The organism is Polynucleobacter sp. MWH-P3-07-1, assembly GCF_018687555.1.
Taxonomy (GTDB): domain Bacteria; phylum Pseudomonadota; class Gammaproteobacteria; order Burkholderiales; family Burkholderiaceae; genus Polynucleobacter.
Window position 1 is genome coordinate 300,476 of the sequence record NZ_CP061296.1, and the last position, 15,419, is coordinate 315,894.

Here is a 15,419-nt window from a genome sequence, read left to right on the forward strand (position 1 = left end):
TTATAGATTATTATGACAAATATAAATAATTTCATGGAGCAATAGATTGAGTTTTTACTTTTACAATCCAGTTAAATTAATTCATGGTAAAGATTCCCTTAAGAGAATGATTCATGAGATACCCGATGGGGCAGTTTTGGCCATAATTCATGGTAATACACTGTCACACCATAAAGATTTGCTGCAATACCTGGAGGGCTTGCCCAAATGTACTTCGGTGGATTTCTATAAATATCCAGAATCCGAGCCTACTGAGGCTATAGTTGATGAATTAATATCGAAGCTTAAATGTGGCACCAATTTCATTATTGGCATAGGCGGCGGTAGTGTAATGGATGCCACCAAAGCGGTTGCGGTAGCATATGGAAATAAAATTGAAGCTGGTACATTAAAAAATAAAAATCCAATGGACTTGGGGTCATCGATAAAGTTTGGATTGGTAGCGACTAAACCGGGTTCTGGATCCGAATTGAATAATGCTTATGTATTGATGGACGAGGGCGATCATTTGAAGCGATCATATTTTGGCCCACATTCTTTTCCTCAGTTTAGCGTTCAAGACCCAGTTTTTTATAAATCTCTGCAAGCTAAGGATTATGCATCTGGGTTAACGGACGCAATGTCACATGTTATTGATCAATATTTAGTAGAGAGACCTGCAGATCTTGTGCAGGATTTAATGAGTTTAAATTTTCTGAAGATCGGCAGCAGTCTAGCTGACTTTTCAGACGCCCCTCGGGAAGAGGATTTTTCTAAATTGGCTTGGTTTGCTTCCATCGTATCTTCCGGTCTTCTCTCTAGGGGGGTTAAGGCTGGATGGGTGGTTCATGAGGTCGCCCACTCCCTTTCTAGTGCCCTAGGGATTGGACATGCTGAAAGCATTGCCCTTTCTTTTGAGAGGGTTATGTTACTTAAAAAAAGTCCATTAGCAAGATTGCGCTTAATTGATCAGGCAATTAATGGAGCTCAAAATCCCTATCTTGGCACCGCGAAAGATCACGTTTTGCGGATAGTTGAGTTTTTTAAAAAAATTGGAATGCAAACGGATATAAATACACTAACAACCAAGCAGCATCAGGTGTGGAGAAGTAAAATAAAGGGGCTATGTCAAAATTTGAATAAAGACGAGCTGGAGGAAATATGCAGTCAAACATAAGCTTTTACCCCAGATCATCAAAAGTAGAAATACGTAAAGACTCTTTGATTGAATCCGCGCCGGTCGGATATGAAGATTTTATCAGTCTGGCAAGAGGAAAGAACATCTATATACTTTCCGTAAACTTAGAGGGGATTGGTTTATCTAAACGTCTCCGCTCCCTTGGACTCAATGTAAAAAGTTTTCTTGATAGTAGGTTTTCTGGGTCTCGACATGGAATACCAGTCATGCATCCAGAAAGCTATTTTCAGTCATGTGACTCATCGTCGGATTTATTGCTGATTTGCACTAAAGATCGAGAATGGAAAGAAAATTTCTTGCATCTTGCCGCTACATCCGGATTTGAAAGATATAAAACTTTATTTACCCCATTGGATATTTGCCGATATTTTCCAACCATCGAGGTAGAAGGTAAATGTAATTTAGTATGCAAAACATGTGATATGGGCTTGCCAAGCGCAAATAAAGGCAGGGGTCATATGGGTATTGATTTGTTTAAAGATGTTCTTGACAAAATGGTTCAAGAGATTCCTTTGATGAATTCGGTTGCGTTATACACCTGGGGTGAGCCGCTCTTAAATCCTGATTTGCCGAAAATAATCAGGGAATGCAAAAGGCAAGGAGTTGCAAGCGAGGTTTCCACGAACCTGGAATACCACAAATATCTAGAGGAATTTTTGCTGGCAGAGCCAGATCAAATAGTTGCGCCTTGTGCTGGCGTTGGAGAGAGATATGAAAGAGGGCGCACCGGTGGAACATGGGATCAATATCTCAAGGGATTGGAAAAAATTGCTGAGTATAAAAATAGGTTTAATTTAGATTACAACGTTCGAATTATGTATCACCTGTATAAGGATAATCTGGATGCTGATCTAGACTATATGAAAGATTTATCGAAAACATTTGGATTTTCTCTGATACCAATAGTCGCTCATATTTTCCCTGGGCAGGTTTATCAATATGCTGTCAATGGCGTTGATATTCCAGATGTAATGCAGGAAGCCTCGGCCAACCTTATTTTCCCTTTAGAAGACCAGCTTCAATTCGCGCGCACAAAGAAGAGTAGTAAGTGTCATATTACAAATGCATTTCCTACTATCACATGGGATGGCAAGGTTCTTCACTGTTGCAACATGCAGAAGCCAACAGTAGGAAGAAGTAATTATCTTGATAAGCCCTTGAATGAATTTATCGAACAAAGAAATTCATCTCCTTTTTGTACAAAATGCATGAATGAGGTCGTCCATAAATTTTTTGACGTTAATATCAGTTTCGAGGAGTTTAATGGCGCTAGAAATGTCATACGCTTATGATGATTGCGAATTATCCAGACCATTTGAATTTGAATGGGTAAATAAATTCAAAAAAAAAATACAAGACAATAAACTAATCCTAGTTGGGAATGGTATAACTGCAGATGAATTTGCGGTAGTTTTTAAAAAAAATAAATTAAATTTTGAGCAGATCACACCGCAGAAATTTCTTGAATTTATAAAAATTGATTTAATAAATCAGAATTGTGGAAATTTTTATTTATTCGCTTCTCCAAGTATGGCGAATGAATTAAGAGGTAGTGCTAATGCAGTGGGATTGGTTTCGGGGGTGGATTATTTCACCTATACCCAGACCATCAGAAATAGATTTATTGTTGATTTAAGGGTCCCATATTCCCTTATTGATCTAGAAGGGTTGACTAGAGCATTCCACTTTATTTCAAAAATTCCCACCATGGCAGGTGTAGATATTATGAGCGCAGACTCCAGATCAGTAGCTGATATTGAATCTGTCCTAAAGTTATTTAGGAACACCCTTCATATAAAGATAATATTATTTCCATTGAACGAAAGTCACATAGATACTTCAATCTTAAAGTCAGCTGAAGTTATTGAATTAAATTGTTCGGCAATAAATATTGAAGAAAAAAAAGCTGCAAAATTGTTAAAAAAATTGAAATATACGCTCAAAGTTGATAGGCGAGTTTTGCTGTTGGCAAGTGCTAGGTTAAAAGCAGTTGCGGATGAGGGTAATTGGGGTGCTGTATTTTATGAAAAAAATCACCCAAAATATTATGATCAGCTTTTGATGAAGTTGGAGTCAGGATCTAATATAGACGGCATTGAATTTAAAATGGGCGATATGTGCTTATCACGTAGAATGTTTCCAGTTATTGATAAGAGGTTAAAACTAAAAACTTGTTCTCTTTATGGTGATATTGCAATGACTGATCATGCTATAGACAATTTAGATGCACCAGATTTCATTGGCAAAAGAGAGGCATTGTGCAATAGATGCATAAATAAAAAATTACACAGAATGATCTAGAAGACTTGATAACTATGGGTATTAATGATATTAGACATAGCATTGTTATAGTTTCTTATAATCAAGAGAAATATATCCTTAATGCTATTAAGTCTATATTTGAGCAAGAAATCCCTCCATATGAGCTAGTCATTTTAGACGATTGCTCAAGTGACTCTACTGCCAAGCTAGCAAGAGAGTATATTGCGGCCAATCCGCATAGCTTCCACTGTCAAGTAATTGTCAATGAGAGCAACTTGGGTATTCCCAGGAATATGCAAAAGGCAGCTGTAGTTTCGTCTGGAAATGTGTTGAGTTTATTGGCTGCGGATGATGTGTGGTTTTCAAATGGCACGCGCTGCGTAAAAAATGGAATTGAGAATAATCAGTTAAATCCAGATAAAGATAATTTTGTCTGTTTTGCTCCAACTTTATCAATGAATCCAGATGGTAGCAATCGGTTTGTTACAAATTATGTAATTTATAAGGACTCTCCATTACGAACAATGATTCGTAAATGTGCACCTTTTGGAAAAATTGGTTTTTCTAGATCGGCTTTGATAGGAGTCGATTATCCGGTTGACATTGGTTTATGGGCCGACTGGGTTTGGGATGTAAGCATTTGTGACAAAGTAAATAAATATTATGAAATAAATGAACTGTGTTTTGTTCATTACGGGCAGATAGGAGTTTCATCAAATACTGATGTAAATGAAATTGATGAGTCCTATTTGAGGGCATGTATCTATCTCCTGGAGAAGTATAAAAAAGAGTTTAATTTTTTTGACCGAATGTATTTGGTTGGAGAGAAATACTATTTACTTTGGAAGATCAAAAAAGAATACCAATTTTTAATCTTGAGTTTATTTCTTATGATATTAAATTCTTTTAACTGTGGCAGTCTCACTTCATTTAAGTCTATGATATCAAGATATATGCCAGAAAAGATCATAGAATTTGTAAGAAAATTGAGTAAAATATTATAGATTTCACATGTATTTAATTTTTTTCTGCTCTTTTTTTGAGGTATTTATTAAAAAAAGATATATCTTCTTTCGTTGCTTGCAACAATATTTACTATAGGCTATTCAAATTTTTATATCAAGAGTTTTCTGGTTTCAACATGATTAGTTCAGCATGTCCAATACTATTAATTTTTTTTAATAGACCAGATATTTTGTCTCGTCAGCTCTTAGCGTTGAGGCAATTTAAGCCAGCCTCTATATATTTAGCCGCTGATGGCCCAAGAGTTTCGAATGAAGAAGATCTGCAGAAATTGAATCTGTGCAAGCAGATGATTGCTACAAAGATTGACTGGGCTTGTAACTTACATTTCAATTATTCTGAAAAAAATTATGGCTGCGATCAATTTGTCCCTAAAGCAATTGACTGGTTTTTTTCTAATGAAGAGGCTGGCATAGTACTTGAGGACGATTGCTTGATTTCAAACGATTTCTATACATTCTCATCTATTTTGCTCGATAAATACGCTTCTGACGATATGGTAATGAGTGTTTCAGCTTCGAACTTTCAGAGTAAAAAGTGGGGAGAGGGTGATTACTATTTCTCTCGCTACCCTGCTAATTGGGCTTGGGCCACTTGGCGGCGCGCGTGGCAACACTTTGATTTCAGCATGCAGGATTTGGATCAATTTACTGCTTCCGATGGTGGATTCAATCGGATTAAATTGTCAAGTGAGGAAAAGCGCTATTGGCTGAAGTTTTTTCGTGGACTTCAGAGTGGTAAATATACGTTTTGGGATGCAAAGTGGTTGTATTCCATATGGAAAAGAAATGGTGTTTCCATTACCCCTAACTTTAATTTATCAACCAATATTGGATTTGGTGAAGCCGCAACCCATACTAAGGAGCGTACCCAAACCCATGTTTTGCCGATCCATCCTCTAAGGTGCGCATTAAAAGATCCCTCCTCTCTTGAGATTCAGACAGCCGCAGATCATTACCTTTACCTTAATTTTTATAAACCAAGTCTCAGTGGTTTATTTAAGTCAGCAATGGTTAAGATGAAGAAATTATTTCTATGAATATCTTGACTATTACTGCAAGCGATAACTCAATGGGCGGTGCGTCAAGAGTAGCTATGGATATTCATCAAGGCCTATTAAAAAGAGGGCATGAATCCTTTGTGTTTTCAGGAAAGTCACAAAACTACGATGTGAGCTCTCGAATACAAGAAATCAAGAGACCTTTTTTAACCAAAGTACTATCAAGAGCTCTATCTAATGACATTGATTTTTTTCAAACCGACTATTTGCTTGATACCCCTGAATTCAAGGCTGCAGATGTAGTGCATTGCCACAATCTTCATGGATGGTATTTTAGTTTAAGAACGTTAAAAAAGATGGCGCAAAAAAAACCAGTGCTATGGACCTTGCATGATATGTGGTCTATAACACCACATGCCGCACATACATCATCTTCCATTATTCGAAATGGCATCTACCAGATTTCAGACAAGAGTTTGTATCCAAGTACCATTTGGGACAACGATAGATATCTAACGCATCGTAAGAGCCAGATCTATAAGGACATGAGGGTTAATTTAGTTAGTCCATCGCATTGGCTGATAGAAAAGCTGAGATTTTCTTGCTTATCATCTAAGCAAACATTTCTCATTCCAAATGGAATTGATTGCAACCAATTTCAAATGGGTTCTCGTAATGAGCTTCGAAAAAAGTATGGTTTTTCAGAGGGCCCTATGATTCTATTTATTGGGGCAGATGCAGAAAACAATATTTACAAGGGGTATCAAGATTTTGTATGGCTTGCATCATCAGATGATGATCCGAAGAATCAGTATGTATGCTTAGGATCTCAAAGCAGTGGCCTGAGAGGCTGCGTTAAGCATTTACAGGCATCTTCTGACAAAAGCTACGTAGCTGAAATCCTTTCTTGTGCGGATGTTTTAGTTGCAACCTCGAAGTATGAAAATTTTCCGCTAGTGCTATTGGAGGCAATGGCGTGCGGTGTTTCGGTAATTACTTATGATGTTGGCGGATCTGCTGAGGCAATCGTTGGAGCGCCAAACTGTGTTGCCACTCCATTAGGTGATCGAAATCTCTTGAAAAATACTCTTAAAAATATAATTGATAATGCCTTGATCGGAGGAAATCATCTAAGGCAAGAGTTGAGGGCGCATGTAAAAAATAACTATGATCTTGAGAAAATGTTAGATTCATATACTGAAGTTTATAAGCAGCTTATTGCCAACCCGAGGTTAGCTTGATTATCGTTAGGATAAATGGGGGCTTGGGAAATCAGCTTTTTCAGTATGCTGCGGCTTGCTCACTTGCGAGCAAAAATAATGATATTTTAAAGATTGATGTTTTAGGTTACCAGCCTGGTAGAAATCAAAAACAAATCTATAGAAATTTAGATATTACTGATTTCTCAATTTCAGCTGCGATTGCAACTTCTGAAGAAGTTAATAAAACTAAAAATCGCTGGGGATTTTTTTCAAAAGTACTTCGCTTATTTAGACAAAAAATACTAAAGCTATATTATGTTGACTGGCACCCGGAAATACTGGATCAAGCGGGAAATATTTATCTAGACGGCTATTTTCAGAGTGAGAAGTATTTTCTAGGGCGAGTTGATCAGATCCTTAGCGAATTTACTTTAAAGCCTGATTTATGTAATGAAATCGAGCCAATTGTGCAGCTTATTAAATGTAAGCCTATTTCGGTAAGTCTGCATATCCGAAGGGGAGACTATGTTGAAAATCCTAAAACGATGCAATATCACCTAGTATGTGACATTGGGTACTATGAGCGCGCAATTGCTTATATGCAGCAAAAGTATTCAAATTTGCACCTATTTATTTTTTCGGACGATCCAGACTGGGTTAGGAAAAACCTTTCTGTCACTCACGCTACATTTATATCCTCTGATAAGGGGGCGGAAAATTCTTTAAAACCATCTCAAGAGTTAGTTTTAATGTCTAAATGTGATCACCATATCCTCTCCAATAGTTCCTTTAGCTGGTGGGGTGCTTACTTAAACCAATCTACCTGCAAAACAGTTCTAGTGCCAGACATTTGGAATAATGGGTACATTTCGCAGCCCAATATAGTTCCCGAGAGTTGGTTGCGATTTCCCGTTTTGAAAGACGCATAGCTTCTCCATGCTCGCTCCTGTCAGCGTTATCATTCCGTGCTATATGGCTTCTGCTTTTTTAGAGCAAGCAGTAGACTCCGTTCTAGACCAAACATTGTTACCAAAAGAATTACTCTTGGTTGATGACGCAAGTTCTGATGGCGGGAAAACTAAAGATCTAATTGAGAGTCTTAAAAAAAAGATCCTTGAAAAAAATAATGGCATTACTGTTCTAACCCTTTATCATGACATCAATACTGGGCCTGGTGGTACTCGAAACAGTGGGTGGAATTTGGCTACTCAGCCGTGGCTTGCATTTTTAGATGCGGATGACGCATGGCATCCGCGCAAATTAGAGATTTCATGTAAGTGGCTCAAGGATCATGTGGATGCAGTTATGTTGGGGCATTTAACTCAAGCCTTAGCCAAAAATGCAGGCATACCTCAGCTTAAGTCTTCCCACTCAATGCAAGGTGAACGGATTTCATTTTTGCAGATGGTGATAGCGAATCGTTTCTTTACCCGTACTGTAATGATTAAACGAGATATTTCACTTCGCTTTAAAGATAAGCTATTCACTGAAGACTATTTACTCTGGTTGGAAGTTGTTTTAGCTGATATGCCTGCTTATGTTTTAAATGAGACACTTGCATTTAGTTTTCGTCCTGAGTTCAGTGCTGGAGGGTATAGTGGACAGCTATGGGCACATGAAAAAAAAGAGCTTCGTACGTGGGTTTATTTATATAGCGCAAATAAAATTTCATTCCCAACTTTGTGTATTGCCATCCCTTGGTCTTGCATTAAATATATACGCCGAGTATTAAATGGGTACTTTAGATGAGTGAGCCTAGAAAGAAAATTTGTATGTTGGTGGCAACTCCGCTAACGATCCATTTTTTTCTTAAGCCACATTTGATGGCATTGTCAAAAAATCATGATGTAACTTTAATGGTTAATTTAAAAAGTGATAGCTATGTTCTTCCATTAGGACTGCCGATTGATATCATTGATATCGGGATTTCTAGAAAGATGGCGCCCATTTCTGATTTGATATGTTTAGTGAAGCTATTTTTTTTATTTCGTAAAGCCAAATACGATTTACTCATCACCGTTGTACCTAAGGCTGGCCTATTGGGAATGTTGGCTGGCGTTGTTGCTAGAATTCCTCAGCGCCTTCATATTTTTCAGGGTGAGGTTTGGGCTCATCTTGATGGCTTTAGTCGCAAATTCTTTAAAACTTGTGATTGGATTACCGCAACCTTAGCAACAGATGTATTAGCTGTAAGTCAATCAGAAAAGCAGTTCTTGATTAGGCAGGGGGTGATACTGCCCGATAAAATTAGTGTAATCGGCAAAGGCTCTATTGGGGGTGTCGATATCGAGCGCTTTTCAAATGGTCTTTCCTTAAGAAAAAAGGTCCGCTCAGATTTGAAAATTCCGGAAGATGCGGTTGCATTAATTTTTCTAGGGCGCCTTGTAAGGGATAAAGGAATTTATCAGCTAGTTACTGCATTTAAGAATATTGCAAAATTTGATCGCCGATTATGGCTTCTTTTGATTGGGCCAGATGAGGAGCTAGAGTTTGATAACTTATGTTTGGGGAATCTTGCTGTTCAATCTGTGAGGGCGCCTTTTACTGCTAACCCAGAAGTGTATTTAGCTGCCAGTGATATATTAGTGCTACCCAGCTTTAGAGAGGGTTTTGGTGTTGTGATTATCGAAGCGGCAGCTATGGGTCTACCTTCTATCGGTTCCAACATTTACGGTATCAGTGATGCAATTATTGATCAAGAGACTGGTTTATTATTCGAGTGTGGTAGCTCAGCGCAACTTCAATATTGCATACAGTCTTTGCTAGATAGTAAAAATTTAAGGGCTAGAATGGGGGCTGCAGCATATAGAAATGCGAAAGAAAATTTTAAAAGTAACGAGGTCGTTGCAGGTTACGTGAGTCATATATCAAATTTATTAAAATGAAGTCTGTAATATAAAATAATGAAACGTAGTATTGACCTAATCATTGCGGGAAGTGCATCAGCAATCCTTTTGCCGATGATTTTATTGATCTGCCTATTGGTAGCATGTACATCCCGCGGTCCAGTAATTTATTGGTCAAGGCGCGTTGGTAGAGCCAATAGAATCTTTATGATGCCAAAGTTTCGAAGTATGAAATGCGATACACCAATTTTGCCGACAGATTTATTGGTGAACCCCAGCATGTATTTGACGCCAGTTGGTAGTTTTATCCGAAATACTAGCTTAGATGAGCTTCCTCAGCTATGGAGTATTCTCAAGGGGGATATGAGCTTTGTAGGTCCAAGGCCGGCATTATTCAATCAACATAATCTAATTAAGCTTCGATCGAATTTTGGTATTGATGGCTTGACTCCTGGTTTGACTGGTTGGGCACAAGTAAATGGACGCGATGAAGTTTCAGATTATGAAAAAGTTAAATTTGATTTGGAGTACCTTCAAAATGCATCGCTATTATTTGATCTTAAGATCATATGGCTTACTTTCTCAAAAGTTTTTTCAGGTAGCGGGGTAAGTCACTAATGATAAGAGAAGGTATAAACCATATTTTAAAATGGCCGCGCTGGCTTAAGAGGTTAGCGGTCATTGGACTCGATATTTTTCTTTGCATTACTACTACTTGGGTCGCATTCTATTTGCGACTAGGTCTGTGGGTTGGCCTTAACAACTTTCAGTTAACCCCTGACATAATATTAAGACCATGGTTAGCAATCCTGCTTGCATTAATCATCGCAATTCCCCTCTTCAAGTCTTTTGGCTTCTATAGAGTAATTTTTAGATATTCTGGATGGTCTGCTGCGCTAATAATTGCTCGTGCAATTGCTTTGTACGGCGTTCTTTACGCAATGATTCTGACGGTAGCGGGGGTGCATGGTATTCCACGGACCGTTGGTTTAATTCAGCCTTTGTTGCTATTTTTGGCTGTGGCAGGCTCGAGATTAGCCATTAGCCATTGGCTTGGGCGTCTACACAAAGAGCGTATTCCATCCCTTAGCATGCCAAGGGTCCTAATTTATGGGGCTGGAGCAGCAGGGAGAGAGTTGGCTGCAGCTATTCGTGACAGTAGAAAAATGCAAGTAGTTGGATTTATTGATGACGACAAACATTTGCAAAACAACGATTTAAACGGCATAAAAATTTACTTCCCAATCGAAATTGATGATGTTATAAATGCTCTCAAGGTCACCGATATACTTCTGGCCATTCCATCTATTAGCCGTACAAAGCGAGCAGACATTATTGAATCTCTCGCTAAATTCAAGGTATCGATTCGTACTCTACCAAGTTTACAGGATTTAGCTAGCGGAAAAATTTCTGTATCGGATATTCATGATCTAGATATTGAAGATCTTTTGGGTCGTGAGCCCGTAATACCCGATTCAATGTTACTTGAAAAAAATATACTGGGTAAGGTAGTTTTAGTTACTGGTGCTGGCGGAACAATAGGATCTGAATTATGTCGGCAAATTGCCCGGCAAAAACCTGAGCATATTATCCTTCTTGAGCAGAGCGAATTCGCACTTTACAAGATTGATCGGGAGCTTAGACAGATCAATCACAATAGTAATTGCGATAATTTTTTAGTTACACCTATATTAGGCTCTGTTCGTAGCGAGAATTTAATCAGAAGTCTTCTCGGCCAACATCGTCCACATATTATTTTTCATGCTGCAGCCTATAAGCATGTACCGCTGGTTGAGGAAAACTCTATCGAAGGCATTCTTAACAATGCTTATGGTACTAAAAATATTGCAAATTTAGCTAGTGAGTTTGGGGTATCAAACTTTGTTTTGATTAGTACAGATAAGGCCGTGAGACCAAAAAATATCATGGGTGCGAGTAAGCGCCTGGCAGAAATGATATTGCAGGCTATGGCAAAAGATTCAGTTCAATCAAAGCGCACAATTTTTTCAATGGTACGTTTTGGAAATGTCCTTAATTCATCCGGGTCCGTCGTGCCACTTTTTCGAAAACAAATTCAAGATGGCGGCCCAGTTACCGTAACGCATCCTGAGGTTACGCGCTATTTTATGATGATTCCAGAAGCTGCACAATTGGTTATTCAGGCCAGTGCAATGGCCAAAGGCGGCGATGTATTTGTTCTTGAGATGGGTGAGCCAATTAAGATTTTTGATTTAGCAAAGAAGATGATTGCATTGTCGGGTCTAAAAATAAAAGATGAAATAAATCCTGATGGTGATATAGCTATTGAAGTGGTTGGACTAAGGCCTGGAGAAAAACTTTACGAGGAATTGCTTATCGGGGGCGAGCCCATCAGAACAGGCCACCCGTCAATATTCAGAGCGCACGAGGAGTTTATATCTATGCAAGAGTTGAGCTATTTTTTAGATGATCTTGAGAAAGTTCTCATATCATCAAGCTCTCTGGAGTCAATAAAAAAATATCTTCAAAAAGTCGTTACAAATTATGATTATCAGAGTATTTAATCTTAATTTGTAAAACTACTACTTTTCCCTGATTTAGAATTAATATATTCATAAAGCCTAATGGATCATGGCTCAAGTAGTGACATATAATAAGATATTATTATGAGCCAAAATAAGAACAATTTTATTTCTTATAGGTATTTGAGGATTTGATATTTTCAACAAGTGAAGTTAAATTTAGGTGAGCGGAAAAAATAATTGAATATTAATGATTTAAGAATTGCTGAAATAATGATTAAGTCCAATCTTAAAATAAGATACAAGAGGACTATTTTGGGTTTATTCTGGTCACTGCTAAATCCACTGCTCTCAGTTTCATTTATATCACTAATATGGTCTGCACTTTTGGGGCAAACCTACTCTACATATTTTTTGCAGCTTTTTCCAGCATACTTGTCTTGGCAGTTATTCTCGAGCTTACTGACGGGGGCAGCAGGTTCCATGACTGGTAATGAAGGTTTAATTAAAAAGGTGCCTATTAATTTAGAAATATTTCTTCTCGTAAATCTTGGAAATCATTTAATAGATTTTTTTGTGTCAATATTCACCTTAACATTATTAGTGGCGATTATTACTTTTGCATCCAGCAGCCTACCTGACCTTGGTTTTTTATTAGCCACATCAAGTTTAGTAATTTTTGCTTACAGTGCTGGCATGATTTTATCCGTCTTAAACGTTTATTACAGAGATGTGGGATATTTGCTTGGCATCGCGCTTCAAATACTTTTTTTTATGACTCCAGTTCTGTATACAAAAAGAATGTTGGTTGGCGATCGCACTGTGGCAGATTTAGTTGTATCACTCAATCCCCTTAGTTATATGGTAGAGTTTATTCGCGATGGTTTTTCAGGAAACACCACGAATTATCCAGTGGTTATTTTAGTATTATTGTGCTGCATATTATTTTATATGTTTTCAAAGTATATATTTTCTGTATACCGAAGCAAAATTCCCCTATATTTATAAAATGTCAAAAATAAATTTCGAAAATGTATCGTTGTGCTTTAACAAGCCAACTAATATTAAAAATACAATAAAAGAAGGTGCTTTGAAATTTATTTTAAATTTTGGAAAAAATTACTATAAATATAATACATATGATGTATTAATGGATATTAATTTTTCACTATCTGACGGTGATCGTGCTGTCATAATCGGAAAAAATGGCGCAGGTAAAAGTACGTTACTTAGACTTATTGCGGGAATATATAAGCCAACAAGTGGGCGAATATCTCATCATGGCTCCATAACCTCTCTAATTGAGGTGGGTGCGGGCATGAACCCTGAGTTAACGGGGCGTGAAAATATTATACTTTCAGGATTGATTTCCGGCTTTGACATCCGGGAACTTCGCTCTCGCGAGAATGAAATAATTGATTTTGCGGATATTGGTGATTTTATTGATGTTCCAATGAAATACTACTCAACTGGCATGTGTTATCGATTATCTTTTTCTCTTGCCTTAATGGTGAGGCCTGATATTTTAGTAGTTGACGAATTATTTGCGGGTGGGGATATAAATTTTATCAGTAAATCAACAAAGCGAATTGAAGAGTTGAAAACTGAATCTTCTATTTTCATTGGGGTAACCCATGATTTAAATTATGAAAAGATTTTTTTTAATAAAATTATATACCTTAAAGATAATAAAATTTCATATGTAGGGGGTGACATTGGGGGCTGTTTAGACCGCTACCAAGATGAATCAAATTTATGAAAGGGTTTGTTGATGGAGAATAAATTATTGAGTCTATATCAGCATTGCCGAAAAAAAATAGTATTTTTAGGCAAAGAAACTTATAGAAATAAGTTTGCAAAGTATAGTTTAGCTAGGATCGTGAGAAATACAATCAAGCTAGAACTTAGAAGAAATTTAAATGAATTTTCAATTCTTTTTCCAAAACTTACGCTTTTTTACAAATTAACTTTTTGCCGTGTCTCAAAACATAAAAAAATTGGTATAAATTCTTTTGTAAGAGTAAAAAATTTATCAGTTAGCACGCTATTTAATGAGTATAAATATGATCCCAGCCCTTTTTGTGCTGAGCCCGCGATCTATGAAGGACTCTATTCAATTGAGCTTGATACTGGTTACTTCCCAAAGGTTGTAGCATTCACTGTCTCATCCGGATTCATTTTAGGCGGATCAGATTTTATCTTTACTGAGCAATACTGCGTTCATTCTGATCTATTGGATTGGAAGAGGGAGGCTCTGTTTGCAGTCACTAATAACGTGGTGATTGATTACGGGGATTCAATCTTAGTGCCTTCTAAAGGGGATATATTGGAGATTGAGAGCGGGATACATCTCGTCAATGGATTGAATGGAAACTTTGCGCATTTTTTGACTGAAACGCTTCCAAAATTGAGCGGTTTTATTCTCTCTGGCTTATATAAGAATCAGCCTATTCTTATAGATGCTGGGCTTCATAAAAATATTTATGAAGCAATTGAATTGTTGGTAGGGCAATCTATTCATATTATCAAAGTAAAAATTGGACAAAAAATTGTTTGCCAGAATTTAACTATAGTGTCGCCTACTGCACATGTTATCTATAATCACTTAGAAGTAGATTTATCTAAACCCCTAGTTTTTTCAGATAGTTATTACAATGTTAATGCTATTAAGGCAATGTCTAACCATCTAATTCAATGTCTTGGAGATTTTGAAAATAAATCAGAAAATCGCAAAATCATTTTTTTTGATAGAACTGTAGAGGGTCGAAAATTAATTAATCGAGAAGATCTCATTAGCACTCTAGTATCAAGGTCGGTTGTCATCATGGACCCCCTTCAGATTTCTTTCCGGGAGCAGATCTTTCTATTAAATAATTGTGAGGTTTTCATAACACAAGTGGGCGCTTCGCTTGTGTCTGTGTTATTTTTAAAGGTTGACGCAAAAGTTTTAACTTATGCGGGTTGGGCGGGAAATGGCGGAAATTGCCATTTCTTTATAAACCTTAGAGATGACCTCAAAAATCCAATTAAATTTTTGATATTTCCCCCACTTGCTGAATCACATTCACACGTTCACAAAGATTTTTACATGGATATTGGTTTATTTAATACTTGTTTTAATGCTTGTGCTGTTGATGAGTTGATTTAGGAAATTTTGTATCTAGAGGCGTTAATAACATTTAATGTTAACGGAGTCCTAAGGTACCAAACTTAAAAACAAATACTCAAAGAAAATAATTAGATGGACCACGCCTTGCAGGAGAGTGGTTCTGCTGTAGTATCCCCATAGATTCGTACATTTAAAAAGTTGAGTTTTCTGTTGTTTATGGCAGTATTTACAACAGGAGAATCAATATGAAGAAGTCATGATTTACAGAGACCCAAATCGTTGGGATTTTGAACTTAAAC

At 37.1% G+C, this 15,419-nt stretch carries 14 protein-coding genes; all 14 read left to right on the top strand.

The features are described from left to right. The first annotated feature begins 46 nt into the window (after nucleotides 1-46). The 14 genes from ICU98_RS01660 to ICU98_RS01725 all read left to right on the top strand — a co-directional run bounded on the left by ICU98_RS01660 (nucleotide 47) and on the right by ICU98_RS01725 (nucleotide 15,159). On the top strand, nucleotides 47-1,156 hold the full coding sequence (locus ICU98_RS01660; RefSeq protein ID WP_215352419.1) for an iron-containing alcohol dehydrogenase: 1,110 nt from the start codon (nucleotides 47-49) through the stop codon (nucleotides 1,154-1,156). Then, nucleotides 1,141-2,469, top strand: coding sequence for a radical SAM protein (locus tag ICU98_RS01665; RefSeq protein WP_215352420.1), 1,329 nt, complete (start codon nucleotides 1,141-1,143; stop codon nucleotides 2,467-2,469). Before ICU98_RS01660 ends, ICU98_RS01665 begins: the two co-directional genes overlap by 16 nt. Further along, entirely contained in the window at nucleotides 2,441-3,478 is a 1,038-nt protein-coding gene (locus ICU98_RS01670; protein WP_215352421.1) for a hypothetical protein, read from the top strand. Before ICU98_RS01665 ends, ICU98_RS01670 begins: the two co-directional genes overlap by 29 nt. 14 nt (nucleotides 3,479-3,492) lie before the next feature. After that, nucleotides 3,493-4,443, top strand: a complete 951-nt coding sequence (locus ICU98_RS01675; RefSeq protein ID WP_215352422.1) for a glycosyltransferase — start codon at nucleotides 3,493-3,495, stop codon at nucleotides 4,441-4,443. Between the two features lie 137 nt (nucleotides 4,444-4,580). Next, on the top strand, nucleotides 4,581-5,501 hold the full coding sequence (locus tag ICU98_RS01680) for a hypothetical protein (protein WP_215352423.1): 921 nt from the start codon (nucleotides 4,581-4,583) through the stop codon (nucleotides 5,499-5,501). Next, a complete protein-coding gene (locus tag ICU98_RS01685; protein WP_215352424.1) occupies nucleotides 5,498-6,703 on the top strand; it encodes a glycosyltransferase in 1,206 nt (401 codons plus the stop codon). The genes ICU98_RS01680 and ICU98_RS01685 overlap by 4 nt, the downstream gene beginning before the upstream one ends. A 23-nt stretch (nucleotides 6,704-6,726) precedes the next feature. Next, nucleotides 6,727-7,593, top strand: a complete 867-nt coding sequence (locus ICU98_RS01690; RefSeq protein WP_215352425.1) for an alpha-1,2-fucosyltransferase — start codon at nucleotides 6,727-6,729, stop codon at nucleotides 7,591-7,593. Nucleotides 7,594-7,636: 43 nt separating this feature from the next. Beyond that, entirely contained in the window at nucleotides 7,637-8,413 is a 777-nt protein-coding gene (locus ICU98_RS01695; RefSeq protein WP_215352427.1) for a glycosyltransferase family 2 protein, read from the top strand. Next, nucleotides 8,410-9,549, top strand: a complete 1,140-nt coding sequence (locus ICU98_RS01700) for a glycosyltransferase (RefSeq protein WP_215352429.1) — start codon at nucleotides 8,410-8,412, stop codon at nucleotides 9,547-9,549. Before ICU98_RS01695 ends, ICU98_RS01700 begins: the two co-directional genes overlap by 4 nt. 18 nt (nucleotides 9,550-9,567) lie before the next feature. Beyond that, nucleotides 9,568-10,128: a sugar transferase gene (locus ICU98_RS01705; RefSeq protein ID WP_215352430.1), complete on the top strand. Its 561-nt coding sequence runs from the start codon at nucleotides 9,568-9,570 to the stop codon at nucleotides 10,126-10,128. Next, the gene (locus ICU98_RS01710) at nucleotides 10,128-12,053 is read left to right on the top strand and encodes a nucleoside-diphosphate sugar epimerase/dehydratase (protein WP_215352431.1); all 1,926 of its coding nucleotides are present in this window, start codon (nucleotides 10,128-10,130) and stop codon (nucleotides 12,051-12,053) included. Before ICU98_RS01705 ends, ICU98_RS01710 begins: the two co-directional genes overlap by 1 nt. A 198-nt stretch (nucleotides 12,054-12,251) precedes the next feature. Beyond that, nucleotides 12,252-13,019, top strand: coding sequence for an ABC transporter permease (locus ICU98_RS01715; RefSeq protein WP_215352432.1), 768 nt, complete (start codon nucleotides 12,252-12,254; stop codon nucleotides 13,017-13,019). 1 nt (nucleotide 13,020) lies between these two features. Then, a complete protein-coding gene (locus ICU98_RS01720) occupies nucleotides 13,021-13,770 on the top strand; it encodes an ABC transporter ATP-binding protein (RefSeq protein ID WP_215352433.1) in 750 nt (249 codons plus the stop codon). Nucleotides 13,771-13,782: 12 nt separating this feature from the next. After that, a complete protein-coding gene (locus ICU98_RS01725; protein ID WP_215352434.1) occupies nucleotides 13,783-15,159 on the top strand; it encodes a DUF563 domain-containing protein in 1,377 nt (458 codons plus the stop codon). The last annotated feature ends 260 nt before the right edge of the window (nucleotides 15,160-15,419 follow it).

Coding starts and splice junctions, on each gene's coding strand:
- ICU98_RS01675 (WP_215352422.1), top strand. CDS start 3,493: ATGGGTATTAATGATATTAGACATAGCATTGTTATAGTTTCTTATAAT.
- ICU98_RS01720 (WP_215352433.1), top strand. CDS start 13,021: ATGTCAAAAATAAATTTCGAAAATGTATCGTTGTGCTTTAACAAGCCA.
- ICU98_RS01725 (WP_215352434.1), top strand. CDS start 13,783: ATGGAGAATAAATTATTGAGTCTATATCAGCATTGCCGAAAAAAAATA.
- ICU98_RS01700 (WP_215352429.1), top strand. CDS start 8,410: ATGAGTGAGCCTAGAAAGAAAATTTGTATGTTGGTGGCAACTCCGCTA.
- ICU98_RS01665 (WP_215352420.1), top strand. CDS start 1,141: ATGCAGTCAAACATAAGCTTTTACCCCAGATCATCAAAAGTAGAAATA.
- ICU98_RS01705 (WP_215352430.1), top strand. CDS start 9,568: ATGAAACGTAGTATTGACCTAATCATTGCGGGAAGTGCATCAGCAATC.
- ICU98_RS01710 (WP_215352431.1), top strand. CDS start 10,128: ATGATAAGAGAAGGTATAAACCATATTTTAAAATGGCCGCGCTGGCTT.
- ICU98_RS01695 (WP_215352427.1), top strand. CDS start 7,637: ATGGCTTCTGCTTTTTTAGAGCAAGCAGTAGACTCCGTTCTAGACCAA.
- ICU98_RS01670 (WP_215352421.1), top strand. CDS start 2,441: ATGGCGCTAGAAATGTCATACGCTTATGATGATTGCGAATTATCCAGA.
- ICU98_RS01680 (WP_215352423.1), top strand. CDS start 4,581: ATGATTAGTTCAGCATGTCCAATACTATTAATTTTTTTTAATAGACCA.
- ICU98_RS01685 (WP_215352424.1), top strand. CDS start 5,498: ATGAATATCTTGACTATTACTGCAAGCGATAACTCAATGGGCGGTGCG.